This is a genomic window from Bacillus sp. 7705b (assembly GCF_002289525.1).
Classification (GTDB): Bacteria; Bacillota; Bacilli; order Bacillales; family Bacillaceae; genus Bacillus; species Bacillus halotolerans.
Genome location: NZ_NSDH01000016.1, coordinates 48,824 through 73,507, shown reverse-complemented (window position 1 = coordinate 73,507; position 24,684 = coordinate 48,824). Strand labels below are relative to the sequence as shown.

The window sequence follows — 24,684 nt, the reverse complement described above, 5'->3', positions numbered from 1 at the left end:
AGTATAATTACCTCGTTACTAAAAAATGGGAGGTGAAGCAGTTGAATTATTATAGTCAGATCGCAAAGGTTTTTGAAGAAATGGAGAAGAGAAATAGAGAACTTCTTAAGGCTACCAGTATGTCTTCACAGATTCATTCTCTCCACCGAACATTAAATTTACCAAGACAAAGATTTGAGTCGCTAATGGCGCAACAAAAAGCTTTAACAAAGATGGTTCATACTAACCCCGCCGCCAGAATTCAACGAGTTATGAAGGCTGCATCTGCTGCATCTTCTGTTAGAGCAATGAGGTTTCCGACATTTCCTAAAATCAACTTGCGATTGCCAAAGATTATAATTGATTATTCAAGAATTGAAAAAATTACATATCACAACTCTCGTCATGGATGGACTTTAACCGAAGAAATTCCAATACATTTTTATCTTGATGATGATTTCCTAGAATACAATCAAGAGGAATTAGATAATACCTTTGTGTCATATTATGAAAAAGATAACTATAAGCAACTTGATGGGCTAAAAGAAGTCTTATTGGAGGGTCTAGGTGATAGATGGAAGGAACTTATTGATCATTCGTTTGAATTATATAAGAAAGGTGGATTTAGGATATCAGTCCCTGCACTCATCACAATTATTGAAGGTGAAATTAGCGAGTTAACGGAGAGTTTAAAAGTCGGGATGAAATTGATGAGTGAATTTAAAGACAAGATTGATGAGAGTGATAAATACTTAGCAATTGCATCGTATTCTATTTTTTATTTTTTTGAGGACAAGCTTTTCAAAACTCATTTTTTTGATAAAGAAAGACAACCTATGATTAATAGAAACTGGATACTTCATGGTCGGGATAATCCTCAACACTGGGGAAAAGCGGACGTCTTGAGACTCCTAAATACTTTAGCCACGATACAGTTTATAAAAACAATGAAATTTAAAGAAGTGGAAAAAGTGTAAATGTGTGTTTCATTTAACTCTACACCTGCTTAGGAGCTCTAGGTGAGCTGAGGGCTGATAAAGGGACGTCCTATTTAGCACTTGTAACGCCATTAAATTTTTAGTGGCGTTTTAATATTTGAAAGGAGGTGAACAACATGCCAAGAGAATTGGTGAACGCAAAAATCACACATGTTTCTTACGTGGATAAGGCTGCTAATCAAAAGCAGTTCTTTTTTATGAAATCAGATAAACAGCCTGACTTTCAAAAGGAGGTCAAGGTTCTTGCAAAAGAAGCAGGCGAGGAAAAACTCGTTTACGGTATTGTTTATGAACCTGACACAGTGGACGCCCACGGGGATTTCATGACAGCTACAGAAATCGAAAAGGCCGCTCATGGATTCCTGAAAGATGCCCGTGAAATTGATAAGCAACATGATTTTCAAGGTGGTGTTGGCGAGGTGGTAGAGTCCTATGTTGCACCTGCTGACTTTGAAATGAATGGGGAAACCATCAAAAAGGGTTCATGGGTCCTTGTCACAAAGGCTTCTGATGAAGTATGGGAGCAAATCAAAAAAGGCGAAATTACCGGTTATTCAATGGCAGGGACTGCTGAGACAATTGAAAAACAAGAAAAAAAGCCCGTTTCTCAAGAGAAAACAGATGAGAAAGGGCTTTTTAATTTGCTCAAAAACTTTTTTATGGGAAAGCAACAGCAGTCATATGATGAGCCAGTTGAAAAGGCGGGCAGAAAGTTTTCCGCTTCAAACCTGCAAGAAATTAAAAATGCTCATACTGCTCTCGGTAACTTGCTGAGTCAGGTTGAGACAGAAGAGGAGGAAAAAGAAATGACTTCGGAGGAAGTAACGAAATCAATTCAAGCCGCTTTAGAGCCGATTGAGAAGCGGCTGGCAGATCTAGAAAAAGAAGAAGATCCTAAAAAGAAAGATAAAGAAAAAACAGAAGAAGAGGTTGAAAAAGAGGGCGAGAAGTTGAAAAAGGCAATTTCAGAAGCTGTTCAACCGCTCGTTGATCGAATTGAAGCAATCGAAAAAAGCCGGGGAACATCTAAGCAAACTGAAGAAAGGGGTTCCGAACAAGTTCAAAAATCAATCTGGTCAGGGTTGTTTTAATGTATAAGGAGGATACGAATGAGAAATCAAGAAGTTATTAATAAAGCAGAAATGACGCTTTCTACTTTAGAGAGCGGCGGGATTATGAACCCTACTCAAGCTTCAACTTTTATTCGAATGGTTCAAGATACGCCAACTATTTTAAGAGATGCGCGTGTTATTCAAATGGACCATGACACACAGAAAATCGAGAAGATCGGTTTTGGTCAGCGTATTTTAAGGGCAGCCCAAGAGGGAGTTGCGTTAACTAAAGATCAAAAATCAGTTCCATCAACTAGCACAGTTAACTTAAGCACAAAAGAAGTTATTGCTGAAGTTAACATTACCTATGACACACTTGAAAACAACATCGAAAAAGATGGTCTTCAAAATACAATTATGCAAATGATAGCTGAGCGTGCTGCGGTTGATATTGAAGAGTTGCTTGTAAATGGAGATACATCTTCATCCGACTCATATCTTGCACAATTAGATGGCATCAGAAAACAAGCTACATCTCACATTGTCGATGCTGCGGGTGAGGAACTGACACGCCAAACGTTCAAGCGAGGATACAAAGCTGTACCTCCTAAATATTTGCGAATTCCACAGGAGTTCCGCTTCTATACATCGCCTGGTATTGAGGTTGAATGGAAAGATCGCGTAGCTGATCGTCAAACAAATTTAGGGGATGCAGCTGTTCAAGGTGGCCTTTCTTCTGCTTTTGGTGTTCCGATCAAAGGTATTGCAAATTTACAGCCTTATACGATTGGAGAGGGAGATACTGCAGCCGATGTTTCTGATATCATCCTAACTCATCCGAAGAATATTATTCTTGGATTCTCTCGTAACATTCGGATTGAAGTAGATAAGGACATCCGTCGCCGTATGTTTATCATTGTTTTGACAGCGAAATTGGATAGTGTTTTTGAAGAAGAGGACGCCGTAGCCAAGATCGTGAAAGTGAAGGAGTAGGTGGTCTGGCGTGTATACTGCAAAGCTTATTAAAGGCAAAACGTACAATGTTATGGGAATAACCTTTCGAGCAGGTGTCAGTCAAACAGTATCAAAAAAGCTCTATGAGTATTTAAATGAAAATCCATATTTTGTACTAACCCAAGAGCTTAATAATCAAAAGGATGATCCGATAAATTATACTGAATCGGAATTGAAAGGTATGAATAAAGCAGAGCATGAATCCATTATTTCTAATCTTGGTGGCAATCCGTCTGACTTCAAAAACGCAGATGAAAGAATTGCCTACATCCTTAACCAAATAGATAACAAAGGGGAGTGACCTATGCTGTTAATCACTCCCGATGAATTAAAGGGTTATTCAGTTTTTGAGTCTGTAAAGACCAGACCTGACGAGTTGTTAAAACAGGATATACTTGAGGCAACTGCCGATATCATTCTTAAAGTTGGACATGATTTTTCAGATGCAGAGTATATTCCTTTGCCTGAAACGGTTCGACTGGCCCTATTAAAGTTGTCTCAGTTTTATGCTCTTATAAATGGCGACGAGTCAATTATTAAAGGATATACAACTGAAAAAATTGGTGACTATTCATATACTCTAGGGGATGGCAGTTCTCTTCAAAAACCTGATGTGTATGCATTAATAAAAGATTATGTAAAACCGGCTGACCCTGATTTAGAAGGGGTTGAAGCGAAAGTGCGGATGAGATCAATATGAGTTATCGATCTTTACTGACTCACAGATGCGACATTTACCATCTGCAGGAGAAAAAAGAAAATAGAAAGCAAAAATTCGGGGTGCCGGTTGAAGATGTTCAACCGGTTTTTTCGTACCCTGATGAGCCGGACATAGAAAATCAGCCGTGTTATTTTACAGAAAAGAGTCAGTCCATTATCCAACAGGAACCGAATGTAGCTATTTATCAATCATTCCTTGTGCATTTCCCTGCTACTGCTGATATTCGAGTAAATGACAGGGTGGTTTGGGATGGTACTGCTTATAAATTACAGAAGCCCAGCAAAATCAGGAACCACCATTGGGAGGTTACAGCAGTGCGGGAGGTTGAATATTTGTGAAGATCAAAGGTCTTGATCAGTTCATTCAGTCATTAAACCATGCTTCTCGTGGAGGATTGAAAGGGAAATACGAAGAGTGGCTTGAAGCTATGGGTTTTGAGTTCCTAGACATTATCCAAGATGAAATTATCAGGACGAAGACGGTGTACACACGCCGCTTGCTTAACTCTTTTCAACGAGGTGACCAGGATAATATCTTTTCAATGACAAAAGGCAGCTTAAAGTTGGATGTTGGAACAAATCTGGAATACGCCTCATACATCAATGACGGGCACTTTACTATCGATCCGTCTAAAAATCAGGATAGACGGTGGGTCCCGGGGCGTTGGAAAGGCGACCGTTTCGAATATGACCCTGCCGAAAGAAATTCCGGTATGCTACTGAAGTTCCAATGGGTCGACGGTTCTGGCTTTTGGGATAACGCCATGGCTATATTTCAGTTGATGTTTGAGCGAAGCCTTGAGCGGAAGCTGCAGCAATGGATTGATGAAGAATTTTAAGGCGGTGTTGCCATGAATCAAGAAGTAGGTTCAATTATGGGCTATCTATACAAACTGTATCCTGTTCAAGTGTATGAAGAAGAAATACCGCAGAACTTTGCTGTTCCGTCTCTTTACTTTCCACCGGCTTCCACGGTCGATGGGGCGGACACAGTATCTACGTTTCAGAAAGCCTATATTTTAAACGTAAAACTCTTTCACGAAAACGCACAGAAGGCTCATAATGAAGCAGAAAGGATTGTGGATACACTTAGAAGCAAAAGGGGCATAATTCCGCTTATACAAGAATCTGGCGAGGATACAGGTGATTTTATTCGGCTATCTCGAATAGAAACGCGGGTATCAGATGATTACGCGACCATTGTCTTAAACTGGACGAGCCGCTATTGGTATGAGCGAGAAGAACAGCGTTCAATAGATGGTTTTAAATTTAAAAGTGGGGTGAAATGATGGCCACTAAAAAAGAGAAAGCAGAAAATGCTTTTTATATTAAGGATTTGCGAGAGCACAGTCGAGAGCTCTTTGGGGTAAAACCCGAGGTGTTTGACGGTGCTCTTTTTCATGTTCATAAAACGAGTATTACAAAATCGGAAGCGAAGAAGTTGATTACTCAGTTTCTTCAAAAGGAGGTCAAATAGATGAACGGCGGAACATTCACACCCGGCAAGGAAAAAGAGCGTGCCGGTATTTACTTTAACTTCAAAACGACCGCGGAGAACCGTGTTTCTGCCGGAGAACGTGGAACAGTTGCGCTGCCGATAGCATCCAGCTGGGGTGAGGTTAAGAAATTCATTTCTATCTCTTCCATCGAGGACTTGAATAAAAAAGTAGGGTTGAATATTGATGATCCATCGCTATTGCTTTTACGTGAAGCAATGAAAAAGGCAAGTACAGTCTTGCTTTATCGTCTGACGGAAGGTCTTCGTGCTTCAGCAGACATTAGCGAAGGTGTAAAAGCTACTGCTCTTTATGGCGGCACAAAGGGTAATGACATCATTATCAGCATCACTGAGAACGTTATTGACTCTTCGAAAGTTGATGTCACTACCTACCTTGATCAGTCAGAAGTGGATAAACAAACAGTGTCTAAAGCTGAAGAGCTTAAACAAAATAACTATGTCACGTTTACAGGGAAAGGTGATTTAACAGTCACTATTCCGTTAACCGGTACGGCCCCTGAAGACATTAGCGGGGCTCTTCCGGCATCTTCCGGAATCCGCTTGTCAGGCGGGACAGACAAAACACCGACAAATGCCGATTATACAGCTTTCTTGGAAGCGGCTGAAACGGAATACTTTGACACAATCGCACTGCCTGTAGAGGATAACGAGCAATTAAAAGCAACGTTTGTTGCGTTTATCAAACGGCTGAGAGACAACCAAGGGCAAAAGGTTCAAGGTGTACTTTCAAATTATAAGGGAGACCATGAGGGTATTATCAATGTAACTGGTGGAGTCCTACTTGAAAATGGAACGGAGATCACTCCTGAAAAAGCTACGGCTTGGGTTGCCGGCGCGAGTGCGGGGGCTACATTTAATCAATCACTTACATTTGTAGAATACGAGGGAGCTGTAGATGTTCTTAACCGAATTGACAACGACGAAATCGTTGAACGATTGTCAAATGGGGAATTCTTGTTTACTTATGATTCTCGTGATAAATCAGTATCGGTTGAAAAGGACATTAATTCACTCACAAGCCTAACAGCAGAGAAAAATAAGATGTTCCAGAAAAACAAAATTGTCCGTGTACTTGATGCAATCAATAATGACCTGACATCACAATTGAAAGCATTGATCAAGTCTCGAAAAGCGAGCGGCAGTGATGTTCCCGCTACAAATGACGGACTGCAGTTTGTAAAAACGCTAATTACTCAATACTTGAGTGTTCTTCAAGATAACGAGGGCATTACTGATTTTGATTCAGAGAATGACATTACAATTGCTCTGAATAATGATCGTGACGGCTTCCTGATTGATCTTGCAGTTCAACCGGTGGATGCAGCTGAAAAATTCTACTTTAATGTTGAGGTGAAATAGGAATGGCATTAAAAGCGCAAAACACCATTTCAGGTAAAGAGGGCAGGTTGTTTCTTGATGGAGAAGAAATGGCCCATATCAAAACGTTTGAAGCCAATGTAGAGAAAAACAAATCCGAGGTCAATATCATGGGTCGTCGGATGACGGGGCACAAAACGACCGGAGCAAATGGAACGGGAACAGCCACTTTTTATAAAGTGACTTCTCAATTTGTTCTTATTATGATGGACTATGTGAAAAAGGGAAGTGATCCTTACTTCACTTTACAAGCTGTACTGGATGATGCCTCTTCAGGACGTGGCACTGAACGTGTCACCTTGTATGATGTGAACTTTGATTCTGCGAAAATCGCTGGGCTTGATGTGGACTCGGAAGCTTTAGAGGAAGAGGTACCGTTTACCTTTGAGGACTTCGATGTGCCGGAAAAGCTTAAATCCACGTTTTAATTAGCAGCTATTTATAATAAGGGTTAATTCTCTGTTTGCATTGCAAACGGTATATACTCGGTATATACTGGATATATACTTTACATTAGTAATAAATAATAGAACTAATGTAAAAAACAGATACTATAACATTGGATTTTGCATAAAATAAAAAACGCCGGAGTGCGCCAACACTCCGGCCTGTACAAATGCTGGCCCCTCATTGGAGCGCTGGCTATGAAGGTACGCTATGGACCAACCCTAGAAGTTTCTCAGGCTCAAAGGGTGGTCTATTTCTTTTTGTCTAAATACGTCAACAATGCGAGGATAAACATCCCAAATCCAAGCATTAAAGTAATTGCTTGAAATGTTGACATAGGCGTCACCCCCTTTCGCGGGGGATTTAGCCAGCAGACCACCTTTGAGTTAGCCGTGCAAATGTACAGGAATAATTATACACTAGACAACCATATTGTGGTTGTCTTTTTTTGTTGGGGCTTAAATCAATTGAATCTAATTTCAAAGGAGCTAATGGACATGAGCGAAAAACAAAACGAAAAAGTATACGATCTTTCATTCTTTATGCCAGGACAAACAATTGAAGCGGAAGAAGTAAAAGTGCCGATTTCTAAACGATTTGTAGACAAAGAGGGCAACGTTGTTCCATTCATTTTCAAAGCAATTACGACTGAACGAATTGACGAACTTGAGAAAGAGAATACGACTTACAAGAATGTAAAAGGCCGCGGCCGTGTGAAGGAATTGGACAGCCAACGCTTTTATGCTCGTATTGCGGTTGAAACGACTGTTTACCCGAACTTTAAAGCTAAGGAACTACGTGAGGCTTACAAAACAGAAGATCCAGTGGAAGTCGCCAAACGTGTTCTTTCAGTCGGCGGTGAGTATGCGAACTGGCTAAACAAAGCAATTGAAATCAATGGATTTGATGATAATCTCGAAGACCTTGAAGAAGCGGCAAAAAACTAGTAAAGGACGGGGACAAAGAGGCTGTATATCTTTATTACGCGATGCATGAGCTCAAATACGCCCCGTCAGAATTAAGAGAACTATATGAGGCTCCGAAAGAATTCAAGGCGCTCTTATATGGGTTAATCGGTTATAAGCTTGAGCTGTTAGAAAAAGAAGCGAAGAAGGGAGGTAATTAACTATGGCTAAACTAACAGCCACGTTTGAATTACATGATAAGATTTCCCGCAAGCTTCGAATGATACAAGGCAATGCTGAAAGACTTAAGAGGGCCGCTAATGGCCCTCTGATTTTTGATGCTGAAGATCGGACTGAAAGAGTTATGCGGCGAATTGACCGATCAGCTAACCGTTTGACCGGTCGGGCACGATCGATTGAAGTGGATTTAGATGATCGAGCTTCAAATGGCTTACATTCTATACGTCAGCAAGCTGAGGATCTTACCGAGAGCCGCCATGAGGTGACGGTTTCCGTAAATGATCAAGCTACACCGCGTTTTCGCTTAATCCGTGGAGGTCTTTCTGATTTGAACCACTCAAGCGCTGAACCATCTGTATCTGTACGTGATCATGCGTCAAACCAATTAGATGAGATCCGTCATCATGTGTCCGATGTAGACAGCGAACATGCTGAACCAACTGTTTCTATTAAGGATAGAGCTTCAACGGCTCTGGATGCAATTGAAGCGAAAATAGACAACTTGAAGGATGCTACCATTACTCTGGCAGTTGCAGGTGGTTTTTCTGCAGGTTCAATTATGGGTTCTGGTAAAAGTACAATGTCTCAGGATGCTTATGTGTCAGCAACTTCAAACGTTAATAAGAAAGATGTTGCAAGAATGACGGATCAGATCTATTTCAACAATAAAGCGGGCAGTTCTCGGGAAGAAGTCAGTTTATCTTTGAGAAACTTATCGCAACAGACAGGGGCTTCTAAAAAAGCTCTTGCTGAATTGACTGAGTCGTCAAGTAAGATTGCCCAGCTCATGAATGCTGATCAGCCAGAGGTAGATCGTGCTTTCAGTTCAATGTATAACAACTTGAAATTGTCCGGGAAACAAAGTGGAGACTTAATTGCTTATGTATATCGGAATGCCGGTGACCAAGCTGACGATTTATTGGACACGATGAATGAATACAGTTCCACCTTTAAAGACTTGAAGCTCACAGGCGGCCAAATTGCAAACGCCATGATAAAAGGAACAAAGGGTGGAGCCAGAAACTTCGATAACCTAGCTGATAGTATGCGTGAGTTTAACATTCGTCGAACCGAAATGTCTGATAGCCAAGTGGACGCATTTAAAACGCTGTTCGGAGCCAAGGAAACTAAGAAAATGTTCAAGGGCTTCAAAGATGGTTCAATAAGCGGTGAGGAAAGTTTATTTAGGGTGGCAAAAGCCCTTTCTAAAGTGAAAGACAAAACAAAGCGGGCTGCCATTGCGACTGAGCTTATCGGTACACAATATGAAGACCTTAAGCAGCCTATTTTAGATATGGCTGAGGGTATTGGTACAAGTGCCAAAACAAGCGGTGAATTGGAACGAAGCTTTACGAAACTTCGGGATAATAACCCGATGACACCGGTTAATGATGCCATGAGAGATTTTGAAAGCATATCTAAGGATATGGGAACCTCTCTGCTAACTGGATTAGGGCCGGCCTTTGATAAAATCAGCTCGTTCATTAACAGTAAAGAAGGTCAGGAAAAGCTTAAAGAGATCAAAAAAGATATTGCCGATCTTGGTGAGGAGATAGGTGATAAGTTAAACGTAGCCATTGAGTGGAGCGTCAACCATTGGGATGATTTGAAAACAGCGATTAAAGTTGTGATCCCTTCTTTAATTGGGTTGATTGGTTATTTGAAAATACTACGTCCGCTGTTAAAAGGGATAGGTACTGTCGGAAGTGATGCAGCAGGCGTAATCCGAAAGTTAATTCCAAAACGTACTCCTAAAGCTGTCACTAATACGCAAAGTGAAAGGAGGAACAGAAACAGTAATCGTAATGCCAGCACAAGGAGCAGAGAATCCAAAACTGCCACAGGTCCAACGAGTTTACCTCGTAGCTGCTGCTTAACATGTTGCTGTTGTAGCGATGGAGGTGAAAATGATCGCATTCGTAGAAGACGAGGGAAAAGAGTTTTAGGACGACTCGGTAATCCAAACCGAATGAACCCTTCTGACAGTTCAATTGTTGTGTCATCTGAACGGTTGGAGAGAAGGCGTTCCGGTAGAACTGTAGGTACTAATCCAACCAGAGGATCAAGACCAGCAATAACCACTACGAGATCGGAGCTATACTCAGCTGGTAGAGCTGCAGGCGGTACATCGAAGTTCGGGAAAGTCTTAAGTCCCATGAAAAGTGTTGGCAAGTTTGCAAAGGGATTCCCTCTATTAGGAACAGCGTTAGCGGCAACCGATTTAATTGGGATGAATAAAGACAATGTTGGTGAAAAAATTGGATCAGCTGGCGGTGGTCTTGCTGGAGCGGCTACAGGAGCAGCTATTGGCAGTGTTATTCCAGGAGTGGGAACAGCCATTGGTGGAATAGTTGGTGGTATAGCAGGCACCATGGGTGGTTCAAGTTTAGGTAAAGCGTTTGATGGTTCAGAAGTAAAGAAGAAACTAGACAGTACATTATTTGATCAAAAATGGTGGTCTGAAAAGTGGTCGGGCATTAAGAGTAATGCGAAGACTTCTCTCGATGGGTTAAGTGAGACATGGTCTAATGTAAAAGAAAAGGTGAAGTCTACTTTATTTAATAGTGAATGGTGGTCTGAGAAGTGGTCTGGTGTTAAAAGCTGGGCACAGGACAAATGGAATAGTGCATCATCTGTTTGGGAGTCCGTAAAGGGAAAAATAAAATCCACTTTATTTAGTGAGAAGTGGTGGTCAGGAAAGTGGGAAGGCGTAAAAGGTTGGGCTCAAAGTAAATGGGACAGCGCGTCTTCTGTTTGGCAATCTGTTAAAGGAAAACTGAAATCCACTTTATTTAGCGAGAAGTGGTGGTCAGGAAAATGGGAAAGTGTAAAAAGCTGGTCAAAAAATAAATGGGACAATGTTAAATCAATATGGAAAAGTGTTAAGAGTTCCATCTCAGAAACCCTTTTTAGTAAGAAGTGGTGGTCTGAAAAGTGGCAAAGTGTAAAGGAATTGGGAAGCAGTATTTTGGGCGGAGTAAAAGAAGTCGGTGGGAAAGTAGCTTCAAGTGCGAAAAAAACTGCTGGTAAAGCGTGGGGGTATGTGAAGAGTGGCGTAAATTATTTATTTGGTACGGGAAAAGAAAAGCCAAAGAAACATGCTACTGGTGGTTACATTACGAAGCCAACAATATCTTGGATTGGTGAAGCAGGTAAAGAGTTTGTTATTCCTGTTGAGAATAATAAAGGTCGCGGCAAAATGCTCCTTTCTCAAGCTGCTTCGAAATTAGGGATGAGTGTTGTTGATGATATAGCGTCTGCTTCATCTGCAGGAGGTGAACCGGCAACTTCTCCGCTAGTTCGTAGTGCGGCGGTGACTGCTTCTGTATCTCCTATTATTGACACATCCAGTCTTGATGAACAAGCAACATCATTTGGTCAACAGTTCACGAAGAGCTTTGATCAAGGAACTAGAGATAATGTTGTTTCTATGGAAGCATGGAAACAGAAAAACGTTGGACAGCCAATGAACAATTTAATCTCTTATTCTCCGAATTACGGAAAGCAAGTGGTCAATGGTTATGCTAAAGGTCAAAACAGCACTTCTACCGGTACAGATGGTTTCTTGCAGACGAAGGTTAAAACACCATTCCAGAACACCGTAAATAAATCCTCTTCATGGGGAAGTGGAACGGTCAAAGGTTTTGCTTCTGGACAAAATAGTTCACAATCTGGTACTGATCAATACGTCAGCACTCATATTAACAAGCCGTTTATCCGCTCTAAAGAATCATCAAACGGATGGGGAAGCGGTATGATTGGTAATTTTGTTTCAGGCATGACTTCTAAGGCAAGTGAAGTCAATGAGGCTGCCAAGGAACTGGCGAAAAAAGTTGAGAAGGCATTTCGTGAAGAGCTGGATATTCATTCACCTTCCCGTGTCATGATGAGTCTTGGGCGTTTTGCCTCTATAGGTATTGTAAAAGGTCTGGATTCTGTTGATGTAAAAAAGTTTGCTGAAAAACAAGCAGGCTCACTAGCTGCCGCTTATTCTGGAATGGGCGCAGTAAGCGGAAATGTGAAGCAATGGCTCATGGCTGCTATCATGGCTACAAAGACACCGATGAGCTGGCTTCCAGGGCTGATGACAATTGCTCAGCATGAGTCAGGCGGTAATCCGAAGGCAATCAACTTATGGGATAGTAATGCGAAAGCAGGACATCCATCTCAGGGGCTCATGCAGACAATCCCAAGTACCTTCAACGCACACAAATTGCCGGGAATGAATAATATTCTTAACCCGATACACAACGCTGCTGCTGCGATTGGCTATATCAAAAGCAGATATGGATCAATTAATAATGTACCAGGCATTAGAAGCATGAGGCACGGAGGTCCATATGTTGGCTACGCTAACGGCGGACTTATTACCAAAGAGCAGATTGCACGTGTCGGTGAAGGAAACAAAAGGGAATGGATCATCCCAGAGGAGAGAGGTATCCGTGGACGTTATTTATTAGCCCAAGCAGCTAAGGCACTCGGAATGGAAGTCACAGACCCATCTCAAAAAGGTCAAACTGAATTATCTTCCGGTCAGGTAACAGCAGCTACAACAGGCAGTCAGCAAACAACTGTTACAGCATCAGGAGGTAAAGAGGTTATTATTCAATTTAATGGTGATCAGCATTTTCACAATGACAAAGACATGAACAGCCTTGTAGCTAAGATTAAGCAGGCCCTTGTCGATGAGCTTGAACAGGATATCAACATTGGAACGAAGGGAGTCGTTGCTTTTGACTAAATCCATATATGAATTCTGGATTTCGCAAGGGAAGGACAAGCTGCGGCTTCCTGTCCTTCCTGAACAAATTGATATTTCAAACACAATTCAAAATGAATCAGTAAAAGTGGCTAGTTTTGGGGAGATCACTTTTATTGATAAACCGGGAGCGAAAGAAATTTCGTTTTCTTCTTTTTTTCCAAAGAAACACAGTCCGCTTGCTGAGTATAAAGGATTTCCTTCTCCTGAAAATGCTATTGCAAAGATCGAGAAATGGGTGAAATCTAAAAAGCCGGTTCAATTCTTAATTACTGGAACGAAAATTAATTTAACTTGCAGTATCGAGGTTTTTTCTTATAGCGAGGGCCAAAAAGATATAGGTGATCGTGATTATGAAATAAAGCTGAAGGAATACAAAACTGCTTCGCCGCGGAAGATCAAGCAGAAGAAAAAGACGAAGAAGAAACGGCCATCTAAATCAGCTCCTAAAACGTACACCGTTAAGAAAGGCGATACACTGTGGGACCTTGCCGGCAAATTTTATGGAGACAGCACAAAATGGCGCAAGATCTGGAACGTCAATAAAAAGGCTATGATCAAACGAAGCAAACGGAATATCAGGCAGCCAGGGCACTGGATCTTTCCTGGTCAAAAATTAAAGATACCGCAGTAAGCAGGTGATGACATGATAGAACTTTTCGTCATTAAAGAAACGGAGTGGCTTGAGCTGGTAACTGAAAGTGTTTCTCTTGAGGGACAACGGTATCAGGCACCCCGATCGATCACAGCAAAGATCATTACGAAACAAGGAACCCATTCATATTACAGCGTATCAGAAGGGGATACGGTTCTGTTTAAGTGGAAAGGGAAAGAGCTGTTTCGAGGTATTGTGTTTTCTCGCAATCCGGAAGAACATGGGCTGACCTTTACGGCTTATGACATGCTGCAATATCTGGTTAAGAACAAAGATGTTTATGTGTTCTCCAATAAGCGTGCAGACGAGATTATTAAACGCCTGGCAAGAGATTTTCAAATCCCAACGACATCCATTGCAAATACGGGTTACACCATTAAATCATTAGTGTTTAAAGATGATACGAGCCTTTATGACATGATTCTGAAAGCCTTGAAACAAACGAAGAGCCAAACCGGAAGGAATTATCAATTATATTCGGCGAAGGGGAAGCTCGGCCTTCGCGCTTGGCCTGATCCCTCAGAAGTATGGGTGCTAGAATCGGGTGTGAACATTACTGGTTATCAATACAGCACTTCCATTAATGACACAGCCACAATAGTAAAGCTGCGGCGTCAGAAAGACAATAAAACTTATACGGCTACCGCAAGTGACAACACGGGTATCAGCAAATACGGCGTGCTTCAGTATGTTGAAACAGTATCAGATAACATTAACCAAGCACAGCTTCAGCAGCGTGCGAAAGTTAAACAGGCACAGAAGAAAGGCGTCAAAAAAGAACTCAAAAGTATTCAAGCAATTGGGATTCTAGATCTTCAGAGCGGTTTGCCCGTCTATATTTCAATTCCGGAAGTCGGGGTTAAGAAAACATACTGGATTGATACAGATAAACACGAATTTAAAGGATCGACACACACGATGACCATTGATGTGGTTGAGAAAAATTCTATCCCTGATGGTGTTTCCTCATGAGATTAAGTGAAGCAATCAAACATTTGGCTGTCGGTGCAGTTGATTCTGAGTCACCAGTGGATATTATGCCGGCTGAAGTGGTTTCCGTTTCACCTATTGAAATAAAGCTTAATGAAAGTGACAAATTAATAATACCTGCCGATTTGATTATTGTTCCAAAGCGGCTGCGGGCCGGTGAAGAAGAAGCATTGAATACAGGTGAGCGTGTGATGATTGTCTCCTTAAAAGGCGGGCAATCATTTTTTATTCTCGACAAAATATAGGGGGTGCCTAGGTTGGCCCTTTCACCAGAAGTTGAATTTGATGATATTGAAGATGACAGCGAAGTCATAGAGACCTCGCAAACCTACAAAATAGATTTTGAAAATGGCCGTATCACAAATGAAATCATCACAGGCCTTGAGGCGATCAAGCAGTTTGTATATCTGTCTCTCCATACTGAGCGATACGCCTATTCTGTTTTCAGTCATGACATAGGGAATGAGCTTCAAGACGTTCTTACAGATAACGAAACAACAGACGCATATAAGAAAATGGAGATCCCTCGGCTGATAGAGGAAGCACTGATCTATGACGACCGAATTTCTGCTGTTACAGATTTTGAAATAGAAAAACAAGGCGATTCGTTCCATGTTTCCTTTACAGTCGAGACTGACGAGGGGACATTGGAGATCGAGGAGGTGCTTGGCGAAGATGTTTGAAAATCAAACCTTTGAAGTGATTATGGATCGGATGTTAAACAACATTTCAGCGGACATCGATACAAGGGAAGGCAGCGTGATTTATAATGCCTTAGCTCCTGCTGCTGCAGAGTTAGCCAAGTCTTATATTTGGCTCGATACTGTGCTGGAACTTGTCTTCTCAGACACAGCACAAGGGGAATTTTTAGATCGTCGGGCTACTGAAGCCGGCATCGAGCGAACGGCTGCCACGAAAGCAGTCCGGGCAGCGGAGTTTACTGAAGGAGTAACTATTCCAGTGGGTTCCCGTTTTTTTGTCGATAACCTCTATTTTCAATACACAGCTGACGGGACGTTGGAATGTGAAACAGCCGGAGAAGCGGGGAACGCGAATATTTCTGGCCAGAATCTATTGTCATTAGACACTATACCTGGGCTTCAAAAAGCGATTGTGAAAGAGATTCTGATTCCTGGACGTGAAGAAGAGGATGATGACAGTTTAAGAGCTAGATATTTTACCCGCGTGCGTCGGGAAGCTGTCAGTGCCAATAAAGCTCACTATAAACAATGGGCAGAGGAAGTAGACGGAGTGGGGAAGGCGAAGATCTTTCCGCTATGGAACGGGGACGGCACAGTCAAAATTGTCGTAACCGATGCTAATTTGGAACCTGCTTCCGATATTTTGATTTCTAAGGTTAAAAACTATATTGATCCTGAACCCGGACAAGGTGAGGGACAAGCGCCAATAGGTGCCTTTGTCACAGTGGAGAGTGCGGTATGGAAAGAGGTTGAGATTTCAGCCGAGGTACTTCCCGAGGTCAATAGCTCTATCGATCAGGTAAAGCAAGAAATCGAATCAGGTGTATTAAATCTCTTTAAAAAGATGGCGTTCGAAGACAATGTCATCCGCTTATCGCAGATCAATAATATTGTCTATAATTCACCCTCAGTAAGTGATTATGCAGATATCAAAATCAACGGCATGGATGAAAATTTAATTCTTAGTGACGTAGAAATTCCTAAGCTTGGGAAGGTGACAATCATTGAGCAAACTCGATGAAATGACCGCTTACCTGCCGCCGTTCCTTACCAAGTTAAAGGAAATGGCTGAACTCCTTAAAGCGGAAGCTCCGGAATTTGAGAAGCAAAATAACAGCATCTTTGATCTGACAGATCAGCTGTTTGTTACTACAGCAACCTGGGGGCTTGAACGATGGGAAAAGATTTTGAACGTACCGCGGGAATCAGGTGACACCGATGAGATCCGCCGATTGCGCATAATCTCTAAAATGTCCAATATACCGCCGGCAACATATAAGGCTATTGAACAGGCATTAAATCGGTTCCTGAAAAATCCGTCTGCTCAGGTTCGGCTGCTTCCCGGAGAGTACCGTTTTAATGTTGATATTGATATAGATGATATGCAGCATATGAGCGAGCTCATAGAAACATTGGAGAATATGAAGCCAGCTCATTTGGCATATACCTTGCGAGCTGCTTTGAATGAGCCACTCAAGATAAAAGATACTGTCATTCTGAATAACAGAAGGTATCGAAAAACAAGTGAGCTAAAGGTAGGTTATTCCGTCACGCTCAATAATAACGAGGTGGTCCTTGTATGATTACACAGCTTTATAGAGAGCGAACAGCTGCAGATTTGAAAAATAGAATATCGAAAGTGCTGCTGAATGGAAATGAAACAAAAATTGTGGAAGTCACTATTCAGGGGGCCGTTGTCACGGTGCTTACTCATCGAGAAGAAGATATCAAACACATTGAGAGTGTGCAGATCCTTGATGAGCAAAACAACGTGATTACGGGAAGAACAACAGATTTAGACGTCAGTAATAATAGAACGCTTGATTTTAGGATTACTTTTGAGGTGGTGTAACAAATGGCATATGAAGCAAAAACAGACTGGCTGCCAGATGATCCTATTAATGAGGATGATGTGAACCGTTGGGAGAAAGGTATTCAAGACGCGCATAAAGATTTAGATGTACATAAAAATGACATGAACAACCCTCACAATACAACAAAGGCGCAAATCGGGCTAGGGAACGTTGATAATGTACAGCAAGCTTCGAAAAAAGAATTTGAAGAGCATATTAATGATACACAACGGCACATAACACCAGTAGAGCGGGAGAATTGGAATGCAAAAGAAACAACTGCCGGAGCTCAGGAAAAAGCTGATAAGGCTTTATCGGATGCAAAATATTACGTAGATACCAACTACAAAAATAACAATCTGACATTAATTACTGGTGACAATGCTATTCAAGATGCTAGAAAGGGAGGGGAAGAATATCCTTTAGGACTGACCTTAATGGACATTGGTCAGGGCAATACTACAGGGTACCCTTTGAGTTATGGCATTGTCAAAAATGAAAAATATAATAATTACCGATTTACGCAATACTTTTATGGGACAGGAAATGAGTCTGGGACTTACTACTACAGTACAGGAGTTTGGATTAGGCACTGGTGGAGTGGTTCAGGCTGGACAAAATGGGAGAAAATATCGGGTTTTGCTCATGCAAATGTGGGAACTACAGGCATTCAATACTTAAAAAAAGTTGACCATACTAAAATAGCTTTCAATAGAATAATCAAGGACAGTCACAATGCTTTTGACATTAAAAATAACAGGTTTATTGCACCGAATGATGGAATGTATTTGGTTGGTTCAGGAATTTATGTGATAAACTCTCCTTCTTATATTAACCTTCATTTAAAAGTTTATTTAAATGGAAAAAAATACAAAACGCTACATCATATTCGAGGGTATTATGAAAATAGAGATAATGAAATGTACCTCGGTTTAAATGGTAATGCAACTGTCCCAATGAACAAAGGTGATTACTTAGAAATCTGGTGTTATTGTAATTACGTAGGAAATGGTCAAAGGGGCGTGGACGATAAGGATGGATCGTTTAACTTTATTGACATACAGGAATTAGGCGGGAGAAATTATCCAAGATTTTAGGAGGTAACGATGAATATAGGTGAAGCTATTCTTTTTAAATACCCAACAGCTGATCCCACAAAGGATTTTATTGTCCAGAATAATGGTGACGGAACTCCCTCATATATAGCAGAGTGGAATATTAGGGCACCTATACCAACGGAAGCAGAGTTAAAAACTTGGTGGGAAGAGCTTCAGAGTACATCTGCATATGAACCACCAGTTCAAGTGGATCTACTTGCAAGAGAGTTATCTCAGGAGAAGCTAGCCCGTAAACAGTTTGAAGAATTAAACCAAACTTTGGGAAGCGAGCTCTCAAAAATAAAGTTGCAACTGCTTACTCTACAAGGAGGGAAAGATTCATGAATTATTGGATTTGGGCTTTACATTATGACTGGGCTACTCCTGAAATGGTGAAACAGGCAATTCATTATAAAGATTGCTCGCCTGAGGATTTACAAAAAGGGGTAGAGAAAAAACTCATTACAGCTGAACAGTATAAAGAGATCACAGGAGAAGCCATTTAGGGCTTTTTTATTTTTCCTTAAAGGAGGTGGTTCCGTTGTAAACCCATGCTCACCACTAATGATCTACAATAGCAAGGAGGATTTATAATGGCATCATATAGTTTTCAATTTTCAACAGATGCAACTGGTAAGCCGGGGGCAGCCAAGCCATACAGAGAAGGAAACAGAGATTTTGTTGTGCCGGTAGCTTCAATCTCCGGTAATTCAGAGCTGCTGACGAACGCAGTTTTAAAAGCCACTGAAGTCTACACGCAATATGGACAAGATCGATTAGGTCAGGTTTTAATTTCAAAAGTAAAAGGTCACGCTTATTCTGATCGTGAAGGAACCTTATTCATCGAAGAAAGTAATGATATGAATACATGGACCACTGTCTCTTCATTGGTAGTTAAAGCAAATACGCTTGGCGAGACTGAATGGATTCATTTAACTAAACGCTATTTCCGTTTCAGATACGCAAATGGTAACCTGCAGCAATCTGAATTTTTACTATACCAGTCACTGGGCGCAGGTGAAGAGGATATAAACATTAACCACACTGTTCCTATTACAGCAGTTGCTCCGTTGTCAGTCCAGTTAGATAAAAACGGTTTAACTAATGATGGTCGTTTAAAAGTTCAAACTGAAGGCTTGAACCTTAGCTCATTAGACACTCAAGCAAAAACAATGGATATTGTCTTTCACGATAAAACAGAAACCATAGGTGAGGGTAACCCATTCACCGTTGGATCATTCAAAACGTTACTCATTGAGGTTTATGGGACGGCTGAGACAAGTGAATTGAAGTTCTGGGGTAAATCCTTATCGGGAACAAAAAGAGCCCTTAGAGGGCAGAAAGTAGATGACGGAACATTTGCCACTAGCACCAAAGGGAAATCAGAAGCTTGGTCTTTTAGCATTACTGGCTTTAAAGAAATTGTTATGGAGCTTACAGCTTTAACAAATGGAAACTTTTCAGTTAGAGGGACGGCCGTCTCATAAGATCCGGCTGTCCTTTTTTATTTGCCTCGGAGGAGGTGATTAGAATGGAGGAGACAAGTTTGTTTATCAATTTTGAAACATTAGATTTAGCAAGAGTATATTTATTTGGAGGGGTGAAGTACCTTGATTTACTTCTAGTACTTAGCATAATTGACGTTTTAACAGGAGTAATCAAGGCATGGAAATTCAAAAAACTGCGAAGCCGAAGCGCATGGTTTGGCTATGTCCGCAAGCTACTCAATTTCTTTGCGGTCATTTTAGCAAACGTGATTGATACAGTACTCAATTTGAACGGTGTCTTAACCTTTGGTACCGTTCTTTTTTATATCGCTAATGAAGGTTTGTCAATAACTGAAAACTTAGCACAGATCGGTGTTAAAATCCCTTCAACAATAACAGATCGATTACAAACCATTGAGAACGAAAAAGAACAGAGTAAGGATAACGCAGACAGAGCTGCTGGCTAAGCCAGTGACTTTTTTATTACACAGACAGAAGGAGAGAGGATATATGGCCATTAAAGTTGTAAAGAATTTAGTCTCTAAATCAAAGTATGAATTGAAATGTCCTAATCCAATGAAAGCTGAATATATCACTATTCACAACACTGCGAATGATGCTTCAGCAGCCAATGAGATTTCTTACATGAAGAATAACTCTAGCTCAACGAGTTTTCACTTTGCAGTAGACGATAAACAAGTCATTCAAGGGATTCCAACGAATCGTAACGCTTGGCACACCGGAGATGGAACAAACGGTACAGGGAATCGTAAGTCGATTGGTGTCGAAATTTGTTATAGCAAATCAGGAGGGGCACGATATAAGGCAGCGGAAAAACTCGCTATTAAGTTTGTAGCGCAACTACTTAAAGAACGCGGATGGGGTGTTGATCGAGTCCGCAAACACCAAGACTGGAACGGGAAGTATTGCCCACACCGTATCTTGTCAGAAAGAAGATGGGACGAGGTTAAGGCTGCCATTGAAAAAGAATTGAAAGCGCTAGGTGGGAAAACAAGCACAAGTAAAACAAGTACAGCTAAAAAGAAAACAACAAAATTAAGCAGCAAGAAAACGTCATATGCGCTGCCTTCCGGTATTTTTAAAGTGAAGAGCCCAATGATGAAAGGAGAAAAGGTAACACAAATTCAAAAAGCACTGGCTGAACTATACTTCTACCCGGATAAAGGAGCGAAAAACAACGGCATTGACGGCTATTATGGTCCGAAAACGGCGAACGCGGTTAAACGATTTCAGTTGATGCATGGGCTTTCTGCTGATGGAATTTATGGACCTAAGACTAAAGCCAAACTTGAAGCTCTATCAAAGAGGAACTGAACAAGCTCTAAGAATAATAACCAGCTCTTTATCCTTTTAAATAGCACAATTTTGGTCTAGTGACTTTTACCATTAGCCACTACAACCTTTATATCCAAAAATTCTTAATATACATCCAAATATTTTTATTATATACTTATCTAACCAAAAAAACTGGAGGTTGGTTTATTTATGCCATTATCAAATTCAATGACAAATCCGAGTGTTAGACTTGCTACTTCTCCACCACCACCGTTTCTACTCATAAACACGCTTATATTTAAAACAGATTAAGAATCTGCGAAATATAAGCTGTTTCGCAGATTCGAAGGAGTAGAAAATGAAATCTAGCATACAGTTTATATTATCAATGATTATTTTTGGTACAATTGGTTTAATTGTGAGATACATTGACTTATCTTCGAGTGAAACAGCATTTTTAAGTAGCTCAATTGGTTTTCTCTTTTTAACACTTGTGTTTATTAATAAGAGAAAAAGCTTCTCGTGGCAAAAAATAAAAAGTTGTGGGATATTTCTTTTTTTATCGGGTATTGCTTTGGGAGGAAATTGGATATTTCTTTATCAATCCTATGAGTATACAACACTAACGAATGCCACGTTAGGTTATTATTTTGCACCTGTTTTTGTGATGTTACTTTCACCTATTTTTTTAAAGGAAAAACTCTCATTTAAAAAAGTGATATGTATCTTCGTAGCAGTATTAGGGATGATGTTCATTGTCGGAAATGGTGTTAGTGCATCCGGAAGAGAGGATTTAATTGGGATTATTTTGGGGTTAATTGCAGCTGCATTTTATGCTGCGTTAATGTTGTTAAATAAGTTTATTAAAGAGATGAATCGGCTGGAAGTAACCATTATCCAACTGTTGGTCACAGCTTTAATTCTTCTACCATACGTCCTTATTACAGAAGGACTTAACATGCTAAGTGTATCATCATCATCAATTCCTTTTATAATCTTTCTGGGGATTGTAAACACAGGAATAGGGTTCTGGTTGTTCTTCTCTGGCATGGAAAAATTAAAAGGTCAGAGCATAGCTGTGTTGAGTTATGTTGACCCATTTGTTGCTATTCTCATTTCTGGTCTAGTATTACAAGAGCAATTCACGTTATTACAAATTATAGGTGGAATTCTTTTATTAGGTTCTACTTTTGCTAGTGAAATAAGGTTTCGCAGAACACAAGAGTGCGTCAAACGATTTTAGTCTATGTGTAGGTTACTTAGGACGACATTTATGGTCCTAAGACTAAAGCTAAAATTGAAGTAATATAAAAGGCCCTCTCATAAAATGGGGGCCTTTCAGTGTTTTTTTAAAATAGCTTCTTTTAGTTGTTCTATTACACTTTTCAACCATTCTATTGGTGGTAATCCAATTGTCGGGAAATATATTTCTGCATTACACTTTATAATGTCTTCCTTTTCTTCTTTAGTTAGATTGCTATTTAGAAACTCTTCGCAATACTTTACTGTAAATAGCAAACCTTCTTTACTAATTTCCTCAATAAATTCGTCTAATGCGTGTTCAGGCGATTGGATATCTTGATGAAATGTTCCACCTAAAAAATTTACTAATTCGTCTAAGAAATCATAACTTTCATCCATGGTACTTCCTCTCTTTTTTATATGGTTGGTTGGAATAAGCCCCCATTAAGAGGGACTTGTAAAGTACTCTTCTTTATTAAATAAAACATCAATTTTGAATGAATGTTATTTAAGCAACAGATTCTCTCTTTATATCAAAAATATCAATCTGCTTTGATTCCAAAAGATCTTGTAAATGGTCTGGACCGTGTTGTTCAGCTACTTGCAATTCTCTTTCTGAAATAGGTAAAGCCATTAGCCAAGTAACATTTTTGTTACTAAATTCAAGTAGTTCTAAATCTTCCTCCCATAAAAATGGGGGAACGAACATAACATGTTTCATATCGGTTTCCTGATCATACATACTAATCACATCTTTAAAAATAACACCTGGTGCACAAGAGAAATTTGAGTTGATTATATTAAAGGCACAAGTTGATAAAACATTAGCATATATGTCTGAAGCTGACTCCATTGCAGCTACGATTTCTATCCGTAAGGGAGTGCCATTCACCTCATAATTAATAGAATAATCCGACAAGCCTAGAGTTGAATATGATGTGATACCTTCCTGAGGTTGGTCACTAACCGATAAAATATCAATGCTGCTACTCTTGTTATCATCCCAATATTTCGTAACCTTAGGTTTACCCCCAAAAGCTCCTAAAACTGTTCTAGCATTTACTTTATTTTCTTGTGTAACGCCCATTAGACAATCTCTCCTAATCACCAAAGTATACTCCTTTAGGACAAAGGTAATTCAGGTTGATAAAGCTCTGGATTTTTGTTGTTAGTTTAGGATTCGTTAACTTAAAAACCTGACTTGGAGTTAAGCTTTTGTTAATTCTGCGTACTCCAAAAGGAACCAACATTTTGCGCTACTGAGGCTATGTTCTTGCCTTTCTTTGAAGACTTTATTCCTGAACATATCACGTCCAGTTATAGCCTTACCATTTGCTCAAAGCGAAGCCTTCTTGAAATAGAACAAAGCCCCTTAGAAATTTCATGGGGCTTTAAAATAACATAACAATGTACAACATAGAAATATTCAGCTTTTCCTTATAGCTTAATATTATATTTCTCTTTAATGGTTCCCATGTATTTTTCTACTTCTAATTTATTGTCTGGGTGTCGTTCTACATATTGACCAACAATTTCATTTAAATATTTATAAAAATTTTCGTAATCTAATATGACTTCTTCATCTTCTTCGACTGCTGGGTAATCGAAATAAAAAGCTATACCCTCATCTCCAAAGTAATCTTCTTCCCACTCTTTGTAGTCATCAGCAAATACACACCAAACATTCTCTATACCATAACCTTCTCCGTTGGAGAATTTCTCTAAAATTTGTATAAATCGTTCATCACCCATAACCTTAAAGAAATAATTAATTAATGCTTTATTTTTATTATCCATTTCATTTTTACACCGAATTATGCCCTCTCATAACAAGAAGGGCTTTCCACCTTTTTTTACTCTCTCCTCACAAAAAGAAGGGGAAAGGTTTTATCCGTTTATCCCTCGTATAGTTTATTAATCAACTCTGTAAATGAATCACAAACATAGCTAATGGAACTTTCCTTATCTTCATAAGCGATCTCATGATCCCAAAAAACAATTACGGGTTCTTGAGAAGACATTCTGTAATCAAAACAAAAGAGGTTTCCCCCTGCATCTGTAGCAAAAGGTATGATCTTATCAACTAACCGGTCTTTAACATTATCAATTGTACTAAGGAGATCAATTGGCCGAGTAGGATCTCCTATGCTCAGTAAATTGTTGATTGATTCTCGAGAATCTTGGAATAAAACAACCTTTTTATCTATAGGGGAACATCCATTATGGTCTTTAATGAATTCTTTGTAATCTGTCGGGAACTTGATTTTTAATTTCTCTTCTACCTCTTTGATCTGACTGTTTGTAGCCTCTTGAAAGGTGCTTCGTTTTCTCCATTTAATACTTTGCATTGGTT

At 40.1% G+C, this 24,684-nt stretch carries 33 protein-coding genes; 28 read left to right on the top strand and 5 right to left on the bottom strand.

Going from position 1 to position 24,684, the window contains the following annotated elements:
- Positions 1-41: 41 nt before the first annotated feature.
- From CJU60_RS07220 to CJU60_RS07170, 11 genes are all read left to right on the top strand, one after another.
- On the top strand, positions 42-956 hold the full coding sequence (locus tag CJU60_RS07220; RefSeq protein ID WP_095713361.1) for a hypothetical protein: 915 nt from the start codon (positions 42-44) through the stop codon (positions 954-956).
- A gap of 137 nt (positions 957-1,093) precedes the next feature.
- Positions 1,094-2,068, top strand: coding sequence for an XkdF-like putative serine protease domain-containing protein (locus CJU60_RS07215; RefSeq protein WP_095713360.1), 975 nt, complete (start codon positions 1,094-1,096; stop codon positions 2,066-2,068).
- Positions 2,069-2,086: 18 nt separating this feature from the next.
- The gene (locus CJU60_RS07210; RefSeq protein WP_003229922.1) at positions 2,087-3,022 is read left to right on the top strand and encodes a phage major capsid protein; all 936 of its coding nucleotides are present in this window, start codon (positions 2,087-2,089) and stop codon (positions 3,020-3,022) included.
- A 10-nt stretch (positions 3,023-3,032) separates the two neighbouring features.
- Positions 3,033-3,344 carry a YqbF domain-containing protein gene (locus tag CJU60_RS07205; RefSeq protein ID WP_095713359.1) on the top strand — a complete coding sequence of 104 codons (312 nt, stop codon included), beginning with the start codon at positions 3,033-3,035 and terminating at the stop codon, positions 3,342-3,344.
- A 3-nt stretch (positions 3,345-3,347) separates the two neighbouring features.
- Positions 3,348-3,743, top strand: coding sequence for a protein YqbG (yqbG, locus tag CJU60_RS07200; protein WP_095713358.1), 396 nt, complete (start codon positions 3,348-3,350; stop codon positions 3,741-3,743).
- A complete protein-coding gene (locus tag CJU60_RS07195) occupies positions 3,740-4,102 on the top strand; it encodes a YqbH/XkdH family protein (RefSeq protein ID WP_095713357.1) in 363 nt (120 codons plus the stop codon). The genes yqbG and CJU60_RS07195 overlap by 4 nt, the downstream gene beginning before the upstream one ends.
- Complete coding sequence (locus CJU60_RS07190) at positions 4,099-4,602, top strand: HK97 gp10 family phage protein (protein ID WP_095713356.1); 504 nt, start codon at positions 4,099-4,101, stop codon at positions 4,600-4,602. Before CJU60_RS07195 ends, CJU60_RS07190 begins: the two co-directional genes overlap by 4 nt.
- Positions 4,603-4,614: 12 nt before the next feature.
- Positions 4,615-5,052 (top strand): phage tail terminator family protein, encoded by a 438-nt coding sequence (locus CJU60_RS07185; RefSeq protein ID WP_095713355.1) that lies wholly within the window; start codon positions 4,615-4,617, stop codon positions 5,050-5,052.
- The gene (locus CJU60_RS07180) at positions 5,049-5,240 is read left to right on the top strand and encodes a YqzN/YkzM domain-containing protein (protein WP_033880532.1); all 192 of its coding nucleotides are present in this window, start codon (positions 5,049-5,051) and stop codon (positions 5,238-5,240) included. Before CJU60_RS07185 ends, CJU60_RS07180 begins: the two co-directional genes overlap by 4 nt.
- Positions 5,241-6,641, top strand: coding sequence for a phage tail sheath family protein (locus tag CJU60_RS07175; RefSeq protein WP_095713354.1), 1,401 nt, complete (start codon positions 5,241-5,243; stop codon positions 6,639-6,641).
- Between the two features lie 2 nt (positions 6,642-6,643).
- Positions 6,644-7,087, top strand: a complete 444-nt coding sequence (locus CJU60_RS07170) for a phage tail tube protein (protein ID WP_095713353.1) — start codon at positions 6,644-6,646, stop codon at positions 7,085-7,087.
- Positions 7,088-7,356: 269 nt separating this feature from the next.
- Here the strand turns inward: CJU60_RS07170 and CJU60_RS07165 are convergent, their stop codons facing one another.
- Positions 7,357-7,443 carry a putative holin-like toxin gene (locus tag CJU60_RS07165; RefSeq protein ID WP_095713352.1) on the bottom strand — a complete coding sequence of 29 codons (87 nt, stop codon included), beginning with the start codon at positions 7,441-7,443 and terminating at the stop codon, positions 7,357-7,359.
- A gap of 160 nt (positions 7,444-7,603) precedes the next feature.
- Between CJU60_RS07165 and CJU60_RS07160 the strand changes: the two genes are divergently transcribed.
- From CJU60_RS07160 to CJU60_RS07080, 17 genes are all read left to right on the top strand, one after another.
- Positions 7,604-8,053, top strand: coding sequence for a phage tail assembly chaperone (locus CJU60_RS07160; RefSeq protein ID WP_095713351.1), 450 nt, complete (start codon positions 7,604-7,606; stop codon positions 8,051-8,053).
- A gap of 41 nt (positions 8,054-8,094) precedes the next feature.
- On the top strand, positions 8,095-8,232 hold the full coding sequence (locus tag CJU60_RS07155) for a hypothetical protein (protein ID WP_021480099.1): 138 nt from the start codon (positions 8,095-8,097) through the stop codon (positions 8,230-8,232).
- A gap of 2 nt (positions 8,233-8,234) precedes the next feature.
- A complete protein-coding gene (locus tag CJU60_RS07150) occupies positions 8,235-12,992 on the top strand; it encodes a phage tail tape measure protein (protein ID WP_095713350.1) in 4,758 nt (1,585 codons plus the stop codon).
- Positions 12,985-13,644, top strand: a complete 660-nt coding sequence (locus CJU60_RS07145) for a LysM peptidoglycan-binding domain-containing protein (RefSeq protein WP_021480096.1) — start codon at positions 12,985-12,987, stop codon at positions 13,642-13,644. The genes CJU60_RS07150 and CJU60_RS07145 overlap by 8 nt, the downstream gene beginning before the upstream one ends.
- 12 nt (positions 13,645-13,656) lie before the next feature.
- Positions 13,657-14,637 carry an XkdQ/YqbQ family protein gene (locus tag CJU60_RS07140; protein ID WP_095713349.1) on the top strand — a complete coding sequence of 327 codons (981 nt, stop codon included), beginning with the start codon at positions 13,657-13,659 and terminating at the stop codon, positions 14,635-14,637.
- Positions 14,634-14,900 carry a DUF2577 family protein gene (locus CJU60_RS07135; RefSeq protein ID WP_024122153.1) on the top strand — a complete coding sequence of 89 codons (267 nt, stop codon included), beginning with the start codon at positions 14,634-14,636 and terminating at the stop codon, positions 14,898-14,900. Before CJU60_RS07140 ends, CJU60_RS07135 begins: the two co-directional genes overlap by 4 nt.
- A gap of 12 nt (positions 14,901-14,912) precedes the next feature.
- Positions 14,913-15,338 carry a DUF2634 domain-containing protein gene (locus CJU60_RS07130; RefSeq protein WP_095713348.1) on the top strand — a complete coding sequence of 142 codons (426 nt, stop codon included), beginning with the start codon at positions 14,913-14,915 and terminating at the stop codon, positions 15,336-15,338.
- Positions 15,331-16,377 carry a baseplate J/gp47 family protein gene (locus CJU60_RS07125; RefSeq protein WP_095713347.1) on the top strand — a complete coding sequence of 349 codons (1,047 nt, stop codon included), beginning with the start codon at positions 15,331-15,333 and terminating at the stop codon, positions 16,375-16,377. Before CJU60_RS07130 ends, CJU60_RS07125 begins: the two co-directional genes overlap by 8 nt.
- A complete protein-coding gene (locus tag CJU60_RS07120) occupies positions 16,361-16,939 on the top strand; it encodes a YmfQ family protein (RefSeq protein WP_095713346.1) in 579 nt (192 codons plus the stop codon). Before CJU60_RS07125 ends, CJU60_RS07120 begins: the two co-directional genes overlap by 17 nt.
- On the top strand, positions 16,936-17,208 hold the full coding sequence (locus CJU60_RS07115) for a hypothetical protein (protein WP_095713345.1): 273 nt from the start codon (positions 16,936-16,938) through the stop codon (positions 17,206-17,208). Before CJU60_RS07120 ends, CJU60_RS07115 begins: the two co-directional genes overlap by 4 nt.
- Before the next feature lie 3 nt (positions 17,209-17,211).
- The gene (locus CJU60_RS07110; protein WP_095713344.1) at positions 17,212-18,306 is read left to right on the top strand and encodes a hypothetical protein; all 1,095 of its coding nucleotides are present in this window, start codon (positions 17,212-17,214) and stop codon (positions 18,304-18,306) included.
- A gap of 9 nt (positions 18,307-18,315) precedes the next feature.
- The gene (locus tag CJU60_RS07105) at positions 18,316-18,651 is read left to right on the top strand and encodes an XkdW family protein (RefSeq protein WP_040082456.1); all 336 of its coding nucleotides are present in this window, start codon (positions 18,316-18,318) and stop codon (positions 18,649-18,651) included.
- On the top strand, positions 18,648-18,812 hold the full coding sequence (locus tag CJU60_RS07100) for an XkdX family protein (RefSeq protein ID WP_040082457.1): 165 nt from the start codon (positions 18,648-18,650) through the stop codon (positions 18,810-18,812). Before CJU60_RS07105 ends, CJU60_RS07100 begins: the two co-directional genes overlap by 4 nt.
- A gap of 87 nt (positions 18,813-18,899) precedes the next feature.
- Positions 18,900-19,793, top strand: a complete 894-nt coding sequence (gene xepA / locus CJU60_RS07095; protein ID WP_085186530.1) for a phage-like element PBSX protein XepA — start codon at positions 18,900-18,902, stop codon at positions 19,791-19,793.
- A 44-nt stretch (positions 19,794-19,837) separates the two neighbouring features.
- A complete protein-coding gene (locus tag CJU60_RS07090) occupies positions 19,838-20,260 on the top strand; it encodes a phage holin family protein (RefSeq protein ID WP_044154461.1) in 423 nt (140 codons plus the stop codon).
- Positions 20,261-20,303: 43 nt separating this feature from the next.
- Positions 20,304-21,128 (top strand): peptidoglycan recognition protein family protein, encoded by an 825-nt coding sequence (locus CJU60_RS07085; protein ID WP_095713343.1) that lies wholly within the window; start codon positions 20,304-20,306, stop codon positions 21,126-21,128.
- Between the two features lie 319 nt (positions 21,129-21,447).
- Complete coding sequence (locus CJU60_RS07080) at positions 21,448-22,332, top strand: DMT family transporter (RefSeq protein ID WP_042976554.1); 885 nt, start codon at positions 21,448-21,450, stop codon at positions 22,330-22,332.
- Between the two features lie 95 nt (positions 22,333-22,427).
- Here CJU60_RS07080 and CJU60_RS07075 read toward each other — a convergent pair whose 3' ends face one another.
- From CJU60_RS07075 to CJU60_RS07060, 4 genes are all read right to left on the bottom strand, one after another.
- Positions 22,428-22,730, bottom strand: a complete 303-nt coding sequence (locus CJU60_RS07075) for a contact-dependent growth inhibition system immunity protein (RefSeq protein ID WP_095713342.1) — start codon at positions 22,728-22,730, stop codon at positions 22,428-22,430.
- 109 nt (positions 22,731-22,839) lie between these two features.
- A complete protein-coding gene (yqcF, locus tag CJU60_RS07070; protein ID WP_095713341.1) occupies positions 22,840-23,418 on the bottom strand; it encodes a type VII secretion system immunity protein YqcF in 579 nt (192 codons plus the stop codon).
- Between the two features lie 350 nt (positions 23,419-23,768).
- Entirely contained in the window at positions 23,769-24,128 is a 360-nt protein-coding gene (gene cdiI, locus CJU60_RS07065; RefSeq protein WP_042976551.1) for a ribonuclease toxin immunity protein CdiI, read from the bottom strand.
- 98 nt (positions 24,129-24,226) lie between these two features.
- Complete coding sequence (locus CJU60_RS07060; protein ID WP_019260159.1) at positions 24,227-24,679, bottom strand: SMI1/KNR4 family protein; 453 nt, start codon at positions 24,677-24,679, stop codon at positions 24,227-24,229.
- Positions 24,680-24,684 lie beyond the last annotated feature (5 nt).